Genomic DNA, 15,160 nt, shown 5'->3' on the forward strand with positions numbered 1-15,160 from the left:
AGGCAGGGCCCTGACAGCCCGGAGCCGGCGCCGACCTTTCCGGACACGAAGCGGGCTCACCCCCGGTCGTCCGGGCGTGCGCGACCCCGCCGCCCCGATCGCAGGGGCCGGTCCGCCGCGAGGGGACCGCCGGTCGTGCCGGCTTCCGTCACGGCGGACCCGTCTGACGCCCGGTCACCAGGTGAGGGACGTGGTCCACGACTCCCCGTCGGCGGCCACGTAGCAGAAGGCCTCCTGGATCCCGTAGTCCCACGATTCCTCGTTCGGGGCGATGTAGCCGACGAAGTACGTGTCCGGCATGCGCGCGGGGTCCAGGGCGCTCTCGCTCATGGGGCTGCACGTGGCGTCGATGTCGGCGGTGAAGGCCGCCTCCCCGGGCCAGTCGCTCCCTGAGGGGGAGTAGGAGCCGATCACCTGGGCGTTGTGCGGCTCGTCGCAGGAGGTGAGCTCGACCTCGTAGAACTCGGCGGCCGCCGGGTCGATGAAGCAGTCGCCGGTCTCCAGCGTGCACACCGTGGCGTATCCGGGCGAGGGCTCGCACAGGTCGACGGGGGAGGGGCCCTCTCCCTCGCCGGAGGCGGAGGGGAGCGTGCCCGGGATGGACAGGTCCGTGTCCTCCGAGGCGTAGGAACCGGAGTCCGCCTGCGCGACGATGACGGCCGCGGCCGTCCACCCGAGGCCCCACATGCCTGCTGCCAGGAGCCCGACCAGGGAGAAGACGACGCTGATCGCCTTGGCGGCCGCGAACCCGCTTCCGGCTGCCGGGACGAAGGGGGCAGCCACCTCGGCGACCGGAGGTGTGAACGGCGGACCCGCCGCACCGGGCGTGGGCGCCGGTTGCGGGTAGACGCCCGCGTGGAATTCCGCCTGGCCTGCGAACCGGTCCGGCGTGATCGGCGCGGCCGGGTCTGCCCCGGGGGGAGTGGCCGAACCCGAGGGGTCGGTCTGGCTCACCGACCGGTCCGGTGTGAACGGAGCGGCGGGGTCCGTGCCCGAGGGCGCCTCGGCGCCGGAAGGCCCCGCCTCGCCCACGCGCCCGTCGGGTGCGCCGGCCGCCGGGTCGGCGGCGGGTCCGGACGGCCAGGCGGGCTCGGTCGGAGGGGGAGTGCTGTTCGCCGCGGCTCCGGCGTCCTTGCCGGTCGGGCCCGCGGGGCCGGTCATCGCTTCCCGGGGCCCCGCCGCGGACGGTCCTCCGGCGGCGGACGCGCCGCCACCGGCCTGGTCGGCGCCCGGGAGCTGGGCCTGGGACGGCGACCGGAGCACCCGGGTGAGGGCCAGGAGCCCGAAGACGATGGCGAAGGGGATGGGCAGGACGAGGAAGCCCAGCAGGCCCAGGACGAGCGCGGCGATGGAGAGGCCGCTGATCTTCCGCTCGTGGACGGTGTTGTGCACCGTGTGGTGGACGTTGTGGTGCGTGTTGCTGGTGTTGTCGCCCATGTGGATCGGGCCCTGATGGTCACCGCCCACGCTCACGTTGTGGTGGCCCGTCACCGTGAAGGAGGACACCCGTATGTTCATCATGGCGGCCACCTCCCTGGTCAGACCCGGGTCCTCCTGCAGGGCCTGCCTGATCCGGCCGTGGAGTTCCCCCGCTGCGCCGGGGTCCTCCGGCGCTGCGGCGAGCCCTCTGACCGCGTCCTCGACCTGGGGCGCGGTCCTCCCGCGCCTGAGCACGGCGGCCAGCACCCGCTGGCCGAGCCGTACGGTGCCGCTCGCCGCCGCGTCCTCGGTCTGTGTCAGCACCGCCTGCCCGTAGGCGCTGATCGCGCCTTTCACATAGGGAAACACCTGGGAGGCGAGTGTTTCGGGATCCATCGAAGGCGCTCCTCCTCGGTTCCGGCGGCATGCGTCGCGATGACGCGAGGGGGCCGGCCGGTGGGGGCCACCACTATAACGACGCGGTGCGCGCGCACAAGGAGGAATGCGACAACGGTTTACCGGGTTCGTGGAAAACGGTCGTTCCGCAGCCCTCGGAACAGGAAAAGGAACGGTCTGAACTCGTAGAACGCCCTCGGAGCCGGTGGTTGCGCGTCCATGTCCGGAACCGGACACGGTTTTTCGAAACCGCTCGGGAGTCTGTCGCTCCACCGGCCTCCTCACGAACCTGACGAAGGTCCCGAACAGGAAAAACCTGGGAGACGGCGAGGAGTCCGCGTTTGTTTATGGGGCTGGAGAGGTGAAGTTCATGCGCTTTCTGGTTTTGGGCAAAAGGTCGGATTAGGGGTGAATTGGGGTGAATGTAGAAGCTGCTGCGGTCCATAGCGGGGAGGCGCCCCAGCGGCCCGGTGCCGGACTCGGGGGCCGCGGCGGACCGTCACCGTGCGGGCGGTTCCCGCGTACACGGGAACCGCCCCTCGCACGGTCCGGGAACGGGCTCAGTCGTCGGCCAGGGGGTCGTAGGCCTCGCCGGTCACCGGGTTGGTGGCCAGACCCGTCGCGGGGTCGTAGTCCACGTCCATGCCCAGCTCGGGGTCGTGGTACAGCCCGGTGTCCGGGTTGCGCGGCAGACCCACCTCGGGGTCGACCTCCCAGCCGGTGACGGGGTCAACGGTCGGCGCGGGAGCCTCGGAGGGCTGGGCCGAGGGCTCCGCCGTCGGCGCGGCGGAGGGCACGGGCTCCTCCTCCTGCCGCTCCTCCTCCTGCTCAACCGCCACGACGTCGCTCCTGGCCGCCTGCGACTCCGCGCCGCCCTCGGGGTCGAGCACGCCCCAGCTCACCAGGGCCAGGATGAGGATGCCCAGGCCCACACGGTAGTAGACGAACGGCATGAAGCTGTGCGTGGAGATGAAGCGCATCAGCCAGGCGATCACCACGAACCCGACCACGCCGGCGACGAGGGTTCCCACGATCGTGGCCCCCCACCCCGCGTACTCGTTCCCGCCGATGTCGGTCAGCTTGTACAGGCCGGAGCCGAACACGGCGGGCAGCGCGAGCAGGAAGGAGTACTCGGCCGCGTCCTTGCGCGTGAACCCGAGCAGCATTCCGCCGGTGACGGTGCCGCCCGACCGGGACACGCCCGGGATGAGGGAGAGGGCCTGGAAGAGGCCGAAGACCAGGCCGCGTGAGGCGGTGAGGTCCTCGATCCCCCGGTGCTTGCGCGTGTACCGGTCGACGATGCCGAGGATCACGCCGAAGACGATGAGGGTCAGCGCGATCAGGCGCAGGTCGCGGAAGACGCTGTCGATCTGCTCCTCCAGGAGCAGGCCCAGGATCACGATCGGCAGGGAGCCGAGGATGACGTACCAGCCCAGGCGCGCGTGGATGTCGCCGCGCAGCTCGCGGTCGAACAGCGACCTGGTCCAGGTGGAGAGGATGGACCAGATCCGCTGCCGGAAGTAGATCAGGACCGCCAGTTCGGTGCCGAGCTGGCTGACGGCGGTGAAGGCGGCCCCGGGGTCGGGCCAGCCGAAGAACGCGGACATCACGCGCAGGTGTCCGCTGGAGGAGACGGGCAGGAACTCGGTCAGCCCCTGGACCAGGCCGAGGACGATGGCTTCGAAGAGGGACACGGCGGGAACTGCTCCAGGCTGCTTCGGGCGCCCCTGGGGAGGGCGGGGTGGCGGGTGAGCGGCGGGGATGCTCCGGGAAGCCGGCCGAGGGCGGCGGGGCCCACGGCGTCCGGCCCCGGTCGGATCGGCGCCGCGTTCGGCGGGGCGGGCACGGCGGCCCGCTCCCGGGAGGTCCGAGCGTACGCGGAGCCGCCACCGGAATTCCCGGCGGGTCGGCCGCGACGCAGGGGAGGTGGCGCGGGGTGAGGCGACGACCGTCCGACGAGAGGCGTCCGAGGCGTGACTCAACGTCACACCCTAGCGGCGTCGGGTAGCGGTTCGCGACTCGGGGCGGGGCCGACGGTGCAGGGGGCGAACGCGGCAGGGTGCTTGTCCGGAAGCGGCCAGGGTTTCCCTCCGTGCGGGTCATCCCCGTGAAATACCTGTTCCGCGGGGTGCGCGTCTTCCCGGCCCCGCGCTCCGCGCGGGCCTGGCGAGGCGCCGTCCCCTGCCGCCGGCGTCGGGGCCGCCCCGCCCCGGTCCTGCCGTACCCGGTACCCGGTTCCCGTTGCCGCAGGCGGAGGCGGGTTCTGGGGCACCCGAGCGGAATGAACAGCGGCTTTTCGCCCATACCCGACCCCGTGCGGGCCTCCCGGAGAGGGCCCCTAGCGTGAGTGCCACGGACGGACAGCACCAGGGGAGAGAGCCATGGACGTCGTCATCATCGGAGCCGGAGTCGGCGGACTGGCGGCGGCCGTCGGCCTCAGGCGCAGGGGACACGACGTACGGGTCTTCGAGCGGGGTGAGGTACTGCGCACCGGCGGAGCGGCCCTGGCGCTGTGGTCCAACGGCACGGCGGCCCTGGGCGGGCTGGGCATCGACCCGACCGGGCTGGGGCGCCCCACCGAGGTCATCATCGGATCCACGCACACCGGCGCCGAGCTGTACCGGATCGACCTGCGGTCCGTCTCCGCGCGCCTCGGGTGGCCCAACCTGTGCCTCCCGCGCCGCGAGCTGCTGGACCGGTTGGCGTCGCAACTCCCGGACGGCGTCGTCCGCTTCGGTCCGGCGTGCACCGGTGTGCGCCAGGACGCCGACGGCGTGATGGCGCTGTTCGAGGACGGCTCCACCGCCCGTGCCGACGCCGTGATCGGCGCGGACGGCGTCCACTCGGCGGTCCGGGCCTCCCTGCGCCCCGGCGACGTTCCCCGCCCGCGCGGCTACGCCAGCTGGCAGGGCCTGACCCCGCTGCCGGTGCCGCTCGCCGGGAGCACCACCTCGCGCTGGCTGACCGGACCCGGGGGGACGTGCGGCATCATCCCCACGGGCGGCGGGATGGTGCAGTGGTGGTTCGACCTCCCCTGGGCACCAGGGGACCCCGAGCCCGTCTCGCCCGCGGAGGTACTGCGGGAGCGCTTCGGGGCATGGACCGATCCGGACGTCCGCGCGGTGCTCGCCCATGCGAAGGACGAGGACGTCACCAGCTTCCCCCACGTGCAGACCCCGGTCCCGAAGACCTGGGGCAGCGGACGGATCACCCTCCTGGGCGACGCCGTGCACGCCTTTCCCCCCTCGACCGCGCAGGGGGCGAACCAGGCGCTGGAGGACGCCCTGGTGCTGAGCGCCGCGCTGGACGGCGTCCCGGGGGCCGACGCGGCCCCGGCCCTGCGCCGGTACGAGCGGGTGCGCGGCCCGCGGGCCGCTCGGGCCTCCTGGGTCTCCGGTCACCAGCCGACCCAGCGTATGAGGGGGACGAGGCCGGTACCGCTCTCCCCGGCCGCGATGGGCCGGCTGCTGGAGGGGTATCTGAAGCTGGTCAGCAACGCCCTGCGGAACGCTCCGCGAGGACCGCAGACCCGGGGCTGACCGCAGGCCGGGCGGCGGGGAGGAAAGGCGGGAACGGGACCGGGTGCCGGAGGGCGGTTCCGCCGTCTCCACCGCCGCCGGAGAAAAAAGAACGGATGGCGCAAACGCCTCCGATTTTCCCCACTGGTGTTCCGGGATCCGTTGCGACCTGCGATGACAACGGATCCGACGCTTGCGGCGAAACGCCCGGGAAGACGGCGCTTGGGCCACGATTGGCGCGGAAGCGTTCAAGAGCGGGTCGCGGTGGATAACCTCTCACCATGAGTGTGCGGCGGATTATGGGTATCGAGACCGAGTACGGGATCTCCGTGCCAGGCAACCCCGGGGCCAACGCGATGGTCACCTCCACCCAGGTGGTCAACGCCTACCTGGCCGCCTCGGCGGCCCGGGCGCGACGTGCCCGCTGGGACTTCGAGGAGGAGAACCCGCTGCGCGACGCGCGCGGCTTCGACCTCGCGCGTGAGGTCGCCGACCCCACGCAGCTCACGGACGAGGACCTGGGGCTGGCCAACGTCATCCTCACCAACGGCGCCCGCCTGTACGTGGACCACGCCCACCCCGAGTACTCCGCGCCGGAGGTCACCAACCCGCTCGACGCGGTGCTGTGGGACAAGGCCGGGGAGCGCGTGATGGCGGACGCGTCCGCGCGGGCCGGGACCACCCCGGGCATCGACCCCATCCAGCTGTACAAGAACAACACCGACAACAAGGGCGCCTCCTACGGCTGCCACGAGAACTACCTGATGAACCGGTCGACGCCGTTCGGCGACATCGTCCGGCACCTCATCCCGTTCTTCGTCTCCCGGCAGGTGGTGTGCGGCGCGGGCAAGGTCGGCATCGGCTCGGACGGCCAGGGCAGCGGGTTCCAGATCTCCCAGCGCGCCGACTTCTTCGAGGTCGAGGTGGGTCTGGAGACGACCCTCAAGCGCCCCATCATCAACACCCGGGACGAGCCGCACGCCGACCCCGACCGGTACCGGCGGCTGCACGTCATCATCGGCGACGCCAACATGAGCGAGATCTCCACCTACCTCAAGCTGGGGACGACCGCGCTGGTGCTGTCGATGATCGAGGACGGGTTCCTGAGCGTGGACCTGTCGCTGGAGACCCCGGTGGCGGACCTGAGGGCGGTCTCGCACGATCCGGGGCTCACCCACAGGGTGAAGCTGCGCGACGGGCGCAGGATGACCGCGCTGGAACTGCAGGGCGAGTACCTGGACCAGGCGCGCAAGTACGTGGAGGACCGCTTCGGCACCGACGTCGACCCGGACACCGCCGACGTCCTGGACCGGTGGGAGTCGGTGCTGAACAGGCTGGGGTCCGACCCGATGAGCCTGGCTGCGGAGCTGGACTGGGTCGCCAAGCTGAAGGTGCTGGAGGGGTACCGGTCGCGGGACAACCTGGAGTGGTCGCACCCGCGCCTGCAGCTGGTGGACCTCCAGTACTCGGACGTGCGCCCGGAGAAGGGCATCTACAACCGGCTGGTGGCCCGCGGCCGTATGCAGCGCCTGGTGGAGGAGGCCGAGGTGAACCGCGCGGTCACCGAGCCGCCGGAGGACACCCGGGCGTACTTCCGGGGCCGCTGCCTGGCCAAGTACGCGGACGAGGTCGCCGCGGCCTCCTGGGACTCGGTGATCTTCGACCTGCCCGGCTACGACTCCCTCCAGCGGGTTCCCACCCTGGAGCCCCGCCGGGGAACCAAGGAGCACGTGGGAGCCCTGCTGGACGCGTCGGACACCGCGGCGGACCTGGTCGCGGTGCTCACCCGCAGGCAGTGAGGCACTGAGACGACGTCTGGGGCGGGACCGCGAGGTTCCGCCCCTCGGTCGCTGCGGTCCCCCGTTTGATCACGCGGAGATAACGCCCTGCGTTTGCGCAGGTCGGCAACTGTGAGCCCCGCGCACGCGGGGATGGACCGCCGGGTCGGGCGACCGACATGTACCTGTTCCAGTGAGCCCCGCGCACGCGGGGATGGACCGGCGCGAGTCGAGGAGCGGACGGGTAAACCCCAGTGAGCCCCGCGCACGCGGGGATGGACCGCAATGAGGGATGCTTTGGCGGTTCAGGATGTTGTGAGCCCCGCGCACGCGGGGATGGACCGACCCCGACATGACGCCCGCCGGGCGTCTTCTCGTGAGCCCCGCGCACGCGGGGATGGACCGAGCACGACGACGATGATGTGCGCCGCCTGCTTGTGAGCCCCGCGCACGCGGGGATGGACCGCGCCAGGATCCGACCGGCGGTCTCAATCGGGCGTGAGCCCCGCGCACGCGGGGATGGACCGCATTCTGGAAGAGGTGGACGCGCTGTGAGACCGTGAGCCCCGCGCACGCGGGGATGGACCGAGGACGGCTTGTGCTAGCGGACGGTTGCCGCGGTGAGCCCCGCGCACGCGGGGATGGACCGTCCACGTCCTGGGGTACGGGCCTGGAGCAGCAGTGAGCCCCGCGCACGCGGGGATGGACCGTGCGGGTGGGCCGGGCCCTGGAACGGGGGGAGGTGAGCCCCGCGCACGCGGGGATGGACCGCTGTCCGAGCAGTCCCGGGCAGGGCGCGAGCGTGAGCCCCGCGCACGCGGGGATGGACCGCCGTCGGGGTCACGCATGTCAGTCCTCTTTCTGTGAGCCCCGCGCACGCGGGGATGGACCGCACCTCGCGGGTGCCGTGATGACCGCGGCCGTGTGAGCCCCGCGCACGCGGGGACAGGCTCGGCGGACGGCGGCGGAAGTGTGAGCCCGTACACACCGGGGTTCCGCACGGGGCGGCCCTCCAACCGTGCCTGAGGGCGGTTTTCGCAGGCCAGGCACCGACCGCTATGACCTGAAAGCCTGTGGCGGGATCCCCGCTTCCGAGGCCGCTCCGAGTCGTGTGGCAGTCCCATGTTTGCTCGCGGCGAATCGGGTAGAGAGGGGTGTAACGCATCTGCGCGCCCCGAGGACCAGGGGGTACGGCCTCTACGGTCGTGCGGTCCCGGGATGACACAGCGCGGGTGCGGGGCCGGGCGCTCATGGGGGTGTGCGCGCGGCCCGCGCCGGACCGCCGGTATCGGGGGATGCCGCAGGGTCCGGCGAGACGCGGAGGCCCCCGCGCGACCGAGCGTCGCGCGGGGGCACTTCCCTTTTCCGGGGCGGGCGGGCGCCCGAGGGCTGTTCCGCCGCCGATCCCTCGCCGGAGGGGTCACGCCGCCGGCGGCTGCCCGGGCTCGCTCGCGGGCTCGCCTCCCTGGGCTGCGGCCTCGCGTACGGCCTCGGCGATGGCGTGGAAGTCCTTCTTGAGGATCGCGCCGTGGTTGCTGGGGACCTTCGCGCTGACCCGGATGTGGGGGTTGCGAGCGGTCACCTCGTCGAGACTGGTGCGGATCTGTTCCTGCTCGTCACCCTTGCTGCCGAAGGACGTCCCCGAGGCGACCACGTACCGTGTCGGGACGGCGATGGCGTCCAGCACCGGGCCCAGTTCGCGTTCCCGGGAGATCCGGCCGAGCTCGATGTTGCTGTCCGCCATCTGCTCGGCGTTCATCCGCGGGGTCAGGCCCGTCGGGCGCATCAGCGTCATGAAGGGGCTCAACCGCTTGAACAGCTTCCGGATCCGCTGCTCCATGGCCTCGTCGATCCAGTCGTAGGGGAAGGCGCCGTCGACCAGGACCGCGCCCAGGGCCCGGTCCGGGTTGCGGCTGGCCCAGTGCGCTCCGACGAACGCGCCGTAGGACCAGCCCACGACCAGGGCCCGTTCTACGCTCCTGGCCGCCAGGACGGCGTCGACGTCGCGGACGGCGATTTCGAAGGAGTAGTCCGCCGACGTCTGCGACTTTTTGCCGCGGGCCCGTTCGTCGTAGGTGATGTGCCGCCATCCGGGGCCCAGGTCGGCGATGACCCGGCGCCAGTAGCCCTGGGTGGCGAACTGTCCGTTGAGGTAGACGACGGGGGTGCCGGGGCCGCCGCTGTCGGTGACGGCCAGCGCCGTGTCGTCGACCGGCACCATGCCGGTCCATGCCGCGCGGGTCGGGGAAGTGTTGTTCTTCGTCATGTCTCGCCTTGTCCTGTCTGGTTTTCTGCGGGAGTGGTCAGGGCTCAGTGTCGGCCCGGTCGTGCTTTCTCAGAGGCTGTTGGCGGTGATGTCGCCGAGCGAGGTGGTGGCGCGGATGTCGAGTCCGGCGGCGCCGTCGTTCTTGAGGGCGTTGCTGATGCGGCCCCGGTCGGCGCCGGCGTCCAGGGAGGCCGAGACGCCGGTGGCGGCGGTGACCGAGATGTCGCCGGACTGGGTGCGCAGCACGACCGTGCCGCGTACGGCCTCGGAGATGCGGATGTCGCCCCGGGTGGTGCTGATCTCGGCGGGGCCGTTGAGTCGGCCGACCTCGACGTCGCCGTCGATGGCGGTGAGGCGGACGCTCGCGGCCTCGTCGATCTTGGTCCGCCGGTGGGAGCCCTCGAAGGCGATGTCACCGAGGCGTCCGACACCGCGCAGCTCGGTGGCGGCGGACGTGGCCTCGACGGCCGAGCCGGCGGGCAGCCGGACGGTGACGTCCAGGGACCCGGTGGAGCCGAAGAGCCGGTCGGGGGCCGGGGCCGTGATCCGCAGGACGCCGTCGGTGTAGGCGACGGTGGTCTGCTCGGCGGCCCTGGTGTCGCGGTTCTTGGAGGGGTCGGCGGGCCGGACCTCGACGGTGGTGTCGGCACGGTCCGCGGCGATGATCTGGATGCGGCCGGCGGGGACGTCCAGGACGGCGGAGATCGGGGTGGGGGTGGTGAACTTCTGCATCGTGTGCTCCCGTGCTCGTTTGTTTCTGATACGGGAAACGCTACGTTGTCTTTCCTTGTTCGGCAACATCCTTGTTGCGCGAAATTGGCATCAGTACAGGTGGGTGTCGTGAAAGTGTTGCAGTGGGAGTCGAGATAATGCAACGACGAGGGCGCTGTTCATTGCAATGGTTGAAGGATGAACGCTATGGGGGCCGGCCGGGACCGCCGCTCCCGGTCAGCTGTGCCAGATGCCGTCGAAGCAGGGCATGGGGTCCAGGCTCAGCGCGATCCACAGCTCCAACCGGGTGCGGGGGTCGTCCAGGGACCGGCCCATGACCCGCTCGGCGATGCGCAGCCGCGAACGCAGCGTGTTGCGGTGGATCCCGAGGTCCCGTGCGGTCGCCTCCACCTGGGCGCTGTTGTCCAGGTAGTGCAGCAGCGTGTGCGCCAGCTCCGTCGCGTTGCGCGCGTCGTGGTCGCGCAGCTGCCCCAGGACCGCCTGGTCGAAGACGCGTGCTCCGGTCGCCGGGACCGAGGACCGGAGCAGGGCCCACGCGTCGGCCTCGTCCACGTGCCGGTAGCCGTCGGCGGCGGCGTTGCGGGCCCGGTCCACGGCGGAGGGCAGGTCGTCCGGACGGCGCGCACCGCACGCACCCGCGGCGGAGGGGCCGTCCGCCTCCGAGGCCAGGGCCGTGAACAGGCGCTCCCCGGTGTGCGGCCGACCACTCGCGGGCAGCACCGCCAGCAGCACGTCGTCCAGGGCGGCGAGTCCCACCCGGTGGGCCACGTCGGTGTCGCCCAGCACGTCGACCAGCGCGTCCGCCGCGCGGTCCATCAGAGCGACCGGGTCGGGGGTTCGCAGGCACACCACCTCCCACGGGGGGACGGGCAGGGTCAGCTGGACCTGGGGGCGTCCGGTCGCGACGGCGCGGAGCACGGGCGCGCGCTCGCGGTACAGCGCCCGCCGGGCGTCGCGCGAGTGCAGGAGGTCCACCGCCAGCAGCGACGCCGCGTGGTTGGCGAGCATCCGCACGTGGGGGGTGACCGGGAACGGGCAGTGCAGCGCCAACCAGCCCAGCGTCCGCCCGGCCGGGCCCAGCGTCTGGAGCAGGATCGTCGCGTCCCCGTCCGCCAGCAGCGTCATCCCGCGCGGGCGCCCCGCCAGCGCCGAGCGCACCGTCGCGTGCCAGGGGGGCTCGGTGTCCGGCACCGACACACTGGTCATCCCGTTCCGGTCCAGCAGGAGGGACGCGCCGGCCGTCGACGAGGACAGCTCTCCCATCACCCCGGCGGGCCCCGACCGCAGGGCGGCGCGCGCCATCGCGTCCTGCGCGGTCAGCAGCCGGTGCTGTTCCCGTGTCCGCTCGGCCGCGTAGTGGTCGGCGACCGTCTCCACCACCGCGATGAACGGGGTCTCGCCCTCCACCCGCAGGACCGGCAGGCCCAGGGCGTCGCCCTCCTCCAGCACCTCGGGCGGGATCTCGCGCAGCCAGACGTCGATCGCGAAGGCCAGTCCCGCGCACCCGGCCCCGTGCAGGCGGCGGACGTACTCCCGGCGCGACCGCTCGTCGGAGCCCAGCCCCAGCCCGACCGTCAGCACCAGTTCGCCGCCGCGGAGCCACCGCACCGGGTCGTGCAGCTCGGTCACGTGCGCCCAGCGGATGGACCGCCCCAGGCCGGTGTGCCCGGCCGCGGCCCGCACCTCCAGGGCGGGGTTCGCGGTGATGTCGCCGACCGTGATCGTCACGGGATCCCACCTCCGGAGGGGGTTGTGTGCACCTTGCACATTTGTAACAGCGCGTGGAGTGCGGACCGTCCCGACCCGGGCGGCGTCGGGGTGTCTACGGTCACAACAACATCCGAACCGGCTGTGGCCAGCGGCGACACCCCTCCCAGGGGTGCGGCCGGGACTCACCGAACGCGCAACGGAGTACACATGTCAGACCGGACCACCCCCACGTCCTCGCACCCGGCGCGTGCGGCGATAGCGGCCTTCGTGGGCACCACCATCGAGTGGTTCGACTTCTACGTCTACGCCACGGCCGCCAGCCTGGTGTTCGGCACCCTGTTCTTCCCGCCCGGCACCGACCCCATGATCGGGCTGATGGCGTCCTTCGCCACCTTCTCCGTGGGCTTCTTCGCGCGCCCGCTCGGCGGGATCGTCTTCGGCCACTTCGGTGACCGGCTCGGCCGCAAGTCGGCGCTGGTCATCACGCTGCTGATGATGGGCGTGGCCACGTTCTGCGTGGGCCTCCTGCCCACCTACGAGCAGGCCGGCTTCATCGCCCCGCTGCTCCTGGTGCTGCTGCGCTTCGTGCAGGGCATCGCCGTGGGCGGGGAGTGGGGCGGCGCCGTCCTGATGGCTGTCGAGCACGCCCCCGAGAACCGCAAGACGTTCTACGGCGCCTTCGCCCAGCTGGGCAACCCCGCCGGCGCCCTGCTCGCCACCGGTTCGTTCGGGCTCATCGCCGCCTGGGACGCCGACCTGTTGTACACCTGGGGCTGGCGCCTGCCCTTCCTCGCCTCGGTCCTGCTGGTCCTGGTGGGCCTGCTGATCCGGTTGAAGGTCGAGGAGTCCCCGGTCTTCGAGGCCGTCCAGGAGAACGACGGGCGGCCGGCGGAGCTGCCCCTGCGCGAGGCCGTGCGCACCTCGTGGCGCCCCCTGCTGCTGGGCATCGGCATCCTGCCCGTGGCCGTCGGCGGCTACTACATCGTCACCACGTTCCTCCAGGCCTACGGCGTCGAGGTCGGCGTCAGCGAACAGGTCATCCTCAACGGCCTGAGCCTGGCCGCGTTCGTCGAGCTGGTCGCCACCCTCGGGGTGTCCTGGCTGGGCGACCGCTTCGGCACCGTCCGGGTCGTCACCATCGGCCTGGTGGGGGTCATCGTCCTGGCCCTGCCCCAGTTCCTGGTCATGGAGACCGGCAGCACCCTCCTGATCTTCGTGATGCTGTGCGTCATGCGCCTGGCCATGGCCGCCGTCTACGGCCCCATCGCCCGCGTCCTCGCCCAGATGTTCCCGCCCCGGGCCCGCTACACCAGCATCTCCATCGCCTACCAGGTCGCGGGCGCCGTCTTCGGCGGCCTGTCCCCGATCGTGTGCACGGCCCTGTTCGCCGTGACCGGCAGCATCCTGCCCGTCGCCGGCCTGCTCATGGCCATGGCCGTGGTGAGCATCGCCTGCCTGGCCAAGGCCCCCCGCCACCAGGACGACGACCTGGTCACCGCCGCCTGACGCGGCCGTCCGCACACCCGCCGCCGCGCCGCGGCGGCACCACCGCACACCCACCGCCGCCGGGTCCTTCCGTCCGGCGGCACCCCACCCAGGGAGGAACCGCACCCGTGTCCGGTCTGCTCATCCACAACGCCAACGTCCTGACCATGGACGACACCAACCCGCGGGCCGAGGCCGTCGCCGTGCTCGACGGACGGGTCCGCCTCGCCGGGAGCGTCGAGGCCGCCAGAGCCGCCGCAGGCCCCGGCGCGACCGAGGTGGACGCGGGCGGGCGGACCGTCCTGCCCGGGTTCATCGACCCGCACAACCACCTGCTGTCCACCGCCGAGTCGCTGGCCGCCGTCGACGCCGGCTACCCGCGCGTGGGCAGTGCGGCCGACCTGGTCGCGGTCATCGGGGCCGAGGCCGAGCGGACCCCGCCGGGGCAGTGGATCCGCGCCTTCCACATGGACGACGCCAAGTTCCCCGGGGGCCGCCCCACCCGCCGCGACCTGGACGGCGCCACCGGCGAGCACCCGGTCATCGTCTACCACGTCTCGGGCCACCAGGCGGTGGTGAACTCCGCCGCCCTGGCCTGGAGCGGTATCGGCGAGGACGTCCCCGACCCGTCGGGCGGCTCCTTCGTGCGCGACGAGGGCGGGCGCCTGACCGGGATGGTCCTGGACTCGGCCATGGAGCTGCTGCTGCCCCTGGCGGTCGACATCGGCTGCCACGGCCCCAACTTCCACACCGACCTCCCGGCCGAGCAGCTGCTGGGCTGGCTCTCCGCCGCCGCCGTCCCCTACCTGTCGGCCGGTGTCACCACCGTGTGCGACCCGCAGGTGTCGGCGCGCGAGCTGCGCGTCTACCGGGCCGCCCGCGCCGCCGGGACCCTGCCGCTGCGCACGTTCGGCATGCCGCTCTCCCACCAGCTGGACTCGCTCACCCACGCGGGGCTGGCGAGCCCCTTCGGCGACGACTGGCTGCGCCTGACCGGCATGAAGTTCTACTCCGACGGGACCCTCCTGGGCGGTACAGCCAAGTTCAGCGTCCCCTACGGCGAGCGGGGCGAGTTCGCGGGCAGCCTCTACCACCACCCCGACCAGCTCGTCGACCTGGTGACGCGTGCGGCGGCAGAGGGCTGGCAGGTGGCCATCCACACCCAGGGCGACGCGGCGATGGAGAACACCCTGGCCGCCATCGCCTCGGCCGCGCGCGTGTCCGGCCCGGACCCGCGCCCGCGGGTGGAGCACTGCGGCTACCCGACCCCGGAGCAGGCCAAGCGCTTCACCGACTACGGGGTCATCCCGGTCAACCAGCCCAACTTCCTGTACGACAGCGGCGGCGACTTCGTCCGCCGCCTCGGCGAGCGGGCGCACCGGCTCCAGCCGATGCGCGAGGAGATCGACCTGGGTCTGCGCCCGGTGCTGTCCAGCGACTCGTTCGTGTCCAGCCTGCGTCCGATGGACACCGTCGCCAACGCGGTGTGCCGTACCACCCGGGAGGGCGCCCCGATCGGTGTCGAGCAGGCCGTCACCCTGCACGAGGCGCTGCGCGCCCACACACTGGACGCCGCCCACGCCCTCGGTGTGGAGGACCGGCTGGGGGCCCTGCGCCCCGGATACCTGGCCGACCTGGTGGTCCTGGACCGCGACGTCGAGTCGCTGCCGGAGCAGCGGCTGCGCGAGGTCGACGCCTGGTTGACGGTGCTGGACGGGCGCGTCGCCCACCGCGCCTCCTGAGGGGCCTGCCCGGCCCCGCCGCACGCGGGGGCCGGGCGGAGCGCCGGGGGGGGGGGGGGGGGGCCCCCGCCCCCCCCCCCCCCCCCGCGCCCCCCCCCCCCCCGCCCCCCCACC

General features: G+C 72.5%; 9 protein-coding genes and 1 CRISPR repeat array. Of the genes, 4 read left to right on the plus strand and 5 right to left on the minus strand.

Annotated features, from left to right (window positions below; genetic code table 11):
* Window positions 1-174: 174 nt before the first annotated feature.
* Window positions 175-1,815, minus strand: a complete 1,641-nt coding sequence (locus ABZ234_RS19855) for a septum formation family protein (RefSeq protein WP_355013051.1) — start codon at window positions 1,813-1,815, stop codon at window positions 175-177.
* Window positions 1,816-2,375: 560 nt separating this feature from the next.
* Window positions 2,376-3,509 carry an undecaprenyl-diphosphate phosphatase gene (locus ABZ234_RS19860; RefSeq protein ID WP_355013052.1) on the minus strand — a complete coding sequence of 378 codons (1,134 nt, stop codon included), beginning with the start codon at window positions 3,507-3,509 and terminating at the stop codon, window positions 2,376-2,378.
* A gap of 687 nt (window positions 3,510-4,196) precedes the next feature.
* Here ABZ234_RS19860 and ABZ234_RS19865 point away from each other — a divergent pair.
* Both ABZ234_RS19865 and dop read left to right on the plus strand, forming a co-directional pair.
* Window positions 4,197-5,354, plus strand: a complete 1,158-nt coding sequence (locus tag ABZ234_RS19865) for an NAD(P)/FAD-dependent oxidoreductase (RefSeq protein ID WP_355013053.1) — start codon at window positions 4,197-4,199, stop codon at window positions 5,352-5,354.
* A 260-nt stretch (window positions 5,355-5,614) separates the two neighbouring features.
* Complete coding sequence (gene dop, locus ABZ234_RS19870) at window positions 5,615-7,132, plus strand: depupylase/deamidase Dop (protein ID WP_355013054.1); 1,518 nt, start codon at window positions 5,615-5,617, stop codon at window positions 7,130-7,132.
* Window positions 7,133-7,243: 111 nt separating this feature from the next.
* Window positions 7,244-8,064: a CRISPR direct-repeat array (repeat unit 29 nt; unit sequence GTGAGCCCCGCGCACGCGGGGATGGACCG).
* Between the two features lie 467 nt (window positions 8,065-8,531).
* Here dop and ABZ234_RS19875 read toward each other — a convergent pair.
* The 3 genes from ABZ234_RS19875 to ABZ234_RS19885 form a co-directional block, all read right to left on the minus strand.
* Window positions 8,532-9,377 carry an alpha/beta hydrolase gene (locus ABZ234_RS19875; RefSeq protein WP_355013055.1) on the minus strand — a complete coding sequence of 282 codons (846 nt, stop codon included), beginning with the start codon at window positions 9,375-9,377 and terminating at the stop codon, window positions 8,532-8,534.
* A 69-nt stretch (window positions 9,378-9,446) separates the two neighbouring features.
* Window positions 9,447-10,109, minus strand: coding sequence for a DUF4097 family beta strand repeat-containing protein (locus tag ABZ234_RS19880; protein WP_355013056.1), 663 nt, complete (start codon window positions 10,107-10,109; stop codon window positions 9,447-9,449).
* A 216-nt stretch (window positions 10,110-10,325) separates the two neighbouring features.
* Entirely contained in the window at window positions 10,326-11,837 is a 1,512-nt protein-coding gene (locus ABZ234_RS19885; RefSeq protein WP_355013057.1) for a PucR family transcriptional regulator, read from the minus strand.
* A gap of 189 nt (window positions 11,838-12,026) precedes the next feature.
* Here ABZ234_RS19885 and ABZ234_RS19890 point away from each other — a divergent pair, with 189 nt between their 5' ends.
* Together ABZ234_RS19890 and ABZ234_RS19895 are read left to right on the plus strand one after the other, a co-directional pair.
* Entirely contained in the window at window positions 12,027-13,325 is a 1,299-nt protein-coding gene (locus tag ABZ234_RS19890) for an MFS transporter (RefSeq protein WP_355013058.1), read from the plus strand.
* Between the two features lie 107 nt (window positions 13,326-13,432).
* Entirely contained in the window at window positions 13,433-15,046 is a 1,614-nt protein-coding gene (locus tag ABZ234_RS19895; protein ID WP_344180655.1) for an amidohydrolase, read from the plus strand.
* Window positions 15,047-15,160 lie beyond the last annotated feature (114 nt).

Source organism: Nocardiopsis sp. NPDC006198 (genome assembly GCF_040613895.1).
GTDB lineage: Bacteria > Actinomycetota > Actinomycetes > Streptosporangiales > Streptosporangiaceae > Nocardiopsis > Nocardiopsis tropica.

What these genes read in the sequence shown, in the direction of transcription:
- ABZ234_RS19855 (WP_355013051.1), bottom strand. Translation starts at nt 1,815, where the DNA reads ATGGATCCCGAAACACTCGCCTCCCAGGTGTTTCCCTATGTGAAAGGC.
- ABZ234_RS19865 (WP_355013053.1), top strand. Translation starts at nt 4,197, where the DNA reads ATGGACGTCGTCATCATCGGAGCCGGAGTCGGCGGACTGGCGGCGGCC.
- dop (WP_355013054.1), top strand. Translation starts at nt 5,615, where the DNA reads ATGAGTGTGCGGCGGATTATGGGTATCGAGACCGAGTACGGGATCTCC.
- ABZ234_RS19875 (WP_355013055.1), bottom strand. Translation starts at nt 9,377, where the DNA reads ATGACGAAGAACAACACTTCCCCGACCCGCGCGGCATGGACCGGCATG.
- ABZ234_RS19880 (WP_355013056.1), bottom strand. Translation starts at nt 10,109, where the DNA reads ATGCAGAAGTTCACCACCCCCACCCCGATCTCCGCCGTCCTGGACGTC.
- ABZ234_RS19890 (WP_355013058.1), top strand. Translation starts at nt 12,027, where the DNA reads ATGTCAGACCGGACCACCCCCACGTCCTCGCACCCGGCGCGTGCGGCG.